The sequence below is a fragment of the Pseudomonas sp. RIT778 genome (genome assembly GCF_019718735.1).
Lineage (GTDB): Bacteria > Pseudomonadota > Gammaproteobacteria > Pseudomonadales > Pseudomonadaceae > Aquipseudomonas > Aquipseudomonas aphyarum.
In genome coordinates this window covers 1-3,555 of the sequence record NZ_JAIHBA010000072.1, presented here as the reverse complement: position 1 = coordinate 3,555, position 3,555 = coordinate 1, and the positions used below count along the sequence as shown (strand labels likewise).

At 57.9% G+C, this 3,555-nt stretch carries 1 protein-coding gene and 1 rRNA gene; both read left to right on the top strand.

Annotated features, from left to right (window positions below):
* Nucleotides 1–3 precede the first annotated feature (3 nt).
* A 5S ribosomal RNA gene (gene rrf, locus K5E37_RS29255) occupies nucleotides 4–119 on the top strand.
* A 154-nt stretch (nucleotides 120–273) separates the two neighbouring features.
* Nucleotides 274–3,555: exodeoxyribonuclease V subunit gamma (recC, locus tag K5E37_RS29250; RefSeq protein WP_221535826.1), on the top strand; the 3,282-nt coding region annotated here is incomplete at its 3' end.

Sequence of the window (3,555 nt, the reverse complement as noted above, 5' to 3'; positions counted from 1 at the left end):
TTTCTTGACGACCATAGAGCGTTGGAACCACCTGATCCCATCCCGAACTCAGAAGTGAAACGATGCATCGCCGATGGTAGTGTGGGGTTTCCCCATGTGAGAGTAGGTCATCGTCAAGATTAAATTCAGAAACCCCAATTGCGAAAGCAGTTGGGGTTTTGTTTTGCCCGCAGGAAAGTTCTTACAGCATTCTCAGCCGCCTTGCGGCTGTCGTCGCCTGCCGACAATGCTAAGGTTCAGCCCTAGCTTTTGTACTTTTCCAAGGAAGCCTTCATGCCGGACACCCAGTCCCTCAACGCTGCATTCATGGTCGTTCAGAGCAACAGCCTGGATGAACTGCGCAGCCTTGTGATCAGCATCATGCGGCGCTATCCACTGGCTCCCTTGGAGAACGAAATCGCGCTTGTACAGAGCAACGGCATCGCTCAATGGCTCAAGCTGGCACTGGCTGAGGATCCTGAAGAGGACGACTCCGGCGGCTGTGGTATCGCCGCCGCTATTGATGTGCAACTGCCGGGCAGTTTCATGTGGCAGCTTTACCGGATGGTTCTGGGACGAGAGGACATTCCGGCAAAGTCGCTGCTCGATAAGGCACCGTTGACCTGGCGTCTGATGCGCCTGTTGCCACAGGTCATCACCCGACCGCATTTCGAACCGCTACAGCGCTTCCTCACCCATGACACCGATCTACGCAAACGCTACCAGTTGTCCGAACGTCTGGCAGACCTCTTCGACCAATACCAGGTTTACCGCGCTGATTGGCTTGAGGACTGGGCAGAGGGGCATCATCAACTCCGAAATGTAAGAGGTGAAGCGAAGCCGCTCTCACCGACCAGTTGCTGGCAGGCAGAATTGTGGCGCGCTCTGCTGGACGATGTGGGCGAGCAAGGCATGGCCCAGAGTCGCGCGGGCGTGCACCAGCGGTTCATGGAGCGCATCAACAGTCTTGAACGCGCACCGACCGGACTTCCCCAGCGAGTGATCGTTTTCGGAATTTCCTCGTTGCCCGCCCAGGTACTGGAAGCATTGGCCGGGTTGTCTCGTTTCAGCCAGGTTTTATTGTGCGTCCATAACCCCTGTCGTTATCACTGGGCCGATATCGTTGCCGACAAGGATCTCTTGCGTCATCAGTACAAGCGGCAGGCCCGAAAAAACGGCATGCCTGTGGTGCTGGATTCGGAATCGCTCCACCAACATGCTCACCCGCTCCTCGCAGCGTGGGGTAAGCAAGGTCGCGATTACATCAACCTTCTCGACAGCTACGACGAGCCGGACAGCTATCGCGCAGCATTTCGCAACGGACGTATCGATCTGTTCAGCGAAAACCAGCCGAAGAACATGCTGAATCAGTTACAGGACGACATTCTGGAGCTGCGGCCGCTCAGCGAGACTCGAACGCTCTGGCCGGCAGTCGATCTGACTCAAGACGATTCGATCCGCTTTCACATAGCTCATAGCGCCCAGCGCGAAGTGGAGATTCTCCACGACCAGCTCCTGGCCCGTTTCAGTGCCAACCCTCAATTACGCCCTCGCGATGTGATCGTGATGGTGCCTGACATCGATAGTTATGCGCCGCATATCCGCGCCGTATTTGGGCAACTGGATCGTCAGGATCCACGCTTCATTTCTTTCACCATGGCCGATCAGGGGCAGCGCGGACGGGATCCATTACTGATCGCTGTCGAGCATTTGCTCAAGCTGCCGGACAGTCGTTTCCCCGTCAGTGAAATTCTCGACCTGCTCGACGTTCCTGCGTTACGCGCCAGGTTTGGTGTGCAGGAGCGAGACTTGCCGACTCTGCATCGCTGGATCGAAGGGGCCGGCGTACGTTGGGGCATCGATGCCGGGCAACGGGCCGAACTGGGGTTGCCCGACGAACTGGAGCAAAACAGTTGGCGCTTCGGCCTGCGTCGGATGCTGCTCGGCTATGCCGTCGGCAGTTCCGGAGCCTGTGGGGATATCGAACCCTACGATGAAATCGGTGGTCTCGATGCCGCGTTGATCGGCCCGTTGGTAGCGTTGCTGGATGCACTGGAGCTTTCGCATCAGCAACTGATGAAACCCGCGCAACCACAGGAATGGGGATATCGGCTTCAGGCGTTGATGCAGCTGTTTTTCAAACCCGAAGATGAGCATGACGACTACCTGCTGGCTCAGCTCGAGGAGTTGCGCGAAACCTGGCTGGAAACCTGCGAGGCCGTCGGTCTGCTGGACGAGCTGCCACTGACCGTCGTCCGTGAGGCCTGGCTGGCGGGGCTGGATCAGGGGCGTCTGTCGCAGCGCTTCCTGGCGGGAGCCGTGAACTTTTGCACGCTGATGCCGATGCGCGCGATCCCGTTCAGGCTGGTTTGCCTGTTGGGCATGAACGATGGCGATTATCCACGCGCTCAACCGCCGCTGGACTTCGATCTCATGGGCTGCGACTACCGGCCGGGAGATCGATCCCGTCGGGAGGATGATCGCTATCTTCTGCTCGAAGCGCTCTTGTCCGCCCGTCACCAGCTCTACATCAGTTGGGTGGGCCGCAGCATTCGCGACAACAGCGAGCGGCCAGCCTCTGTGTTGATCGGCCAGTTGCGCGATCATCTCGCCAATGGATGGCGATCGGTCGACGACAACGAAGATCTTCTGATTGCCATGACTCAGGAGCATCCGTTGCAGCCATTCAGTTCGCGCTACTTCCATGAGGAAGACAAACTGTTCAGCTATGCCAGCGAATGGCAAGTGCTGCATCAGCATCACGAGCAGAATGACGTCGCAACAATGCTTGCCCCCCATGTTCAGGAGGAACCGTTGAGTCTGGAGCTGCTGCAGGACTTCCTGCGCAATCCGGTTCGACACTTTTTCACTCAGCGACTCAAGGTTTACTTTGAAGCGGCGCAGGTACCTCAGGCTGACGAGGAACCCTTTGTGCTGGATGCGTTGCAGCGATACATGCTCAGCGACAGCTTGCTCGGGGCAGCCTTGAGACACCCGAACAATGTTGATCAGGCGCTCGAGTCTCAAGCCCGACGCCTGCAGAACAGCGGACTGCTGCCCATGGCCGGGTTCGGTGAATGCCTTCAACGAGAGTTGATCGAGCCTTTGCCAGACTTGTTGCAACGATATCAACAGCTGTTGGCGTTATGGCCAACACCGCTAACCAACGCGCTACCGATCAATTTTGAATGGCAGGAACTGCGCCTTGAAGGATGGCTAGGCGGTTTGCACCGGCGCGCCGATGGCGGCGTACTGTCGGTCACAACAATCCCCAACAGCATAGGCTCGATCAAGAGCCGCAAATGGCATCGCATGACCAAGCCCTGGGTCAGCCATCTCGTCGCGTGCGCCAGTGGACTCTCCCTGACGACCGCACTGGTGGCGAGTGATGACACGCTCCTTCTTGAACCTCTGGAACAGACTCGAGCGGGGCGAATTCTCGAGGATCTGCTGCTCGCCTGGCAGACGGGCATGCGCCAGCCACTTCCGGTCGCGGTGAAAACGGCTTTTGCATGGCTGGCCCAGACCGATCCGGTCAAGGCTGAAGCGGCTGCCCGTAAAGCCTATGAGGGCGAT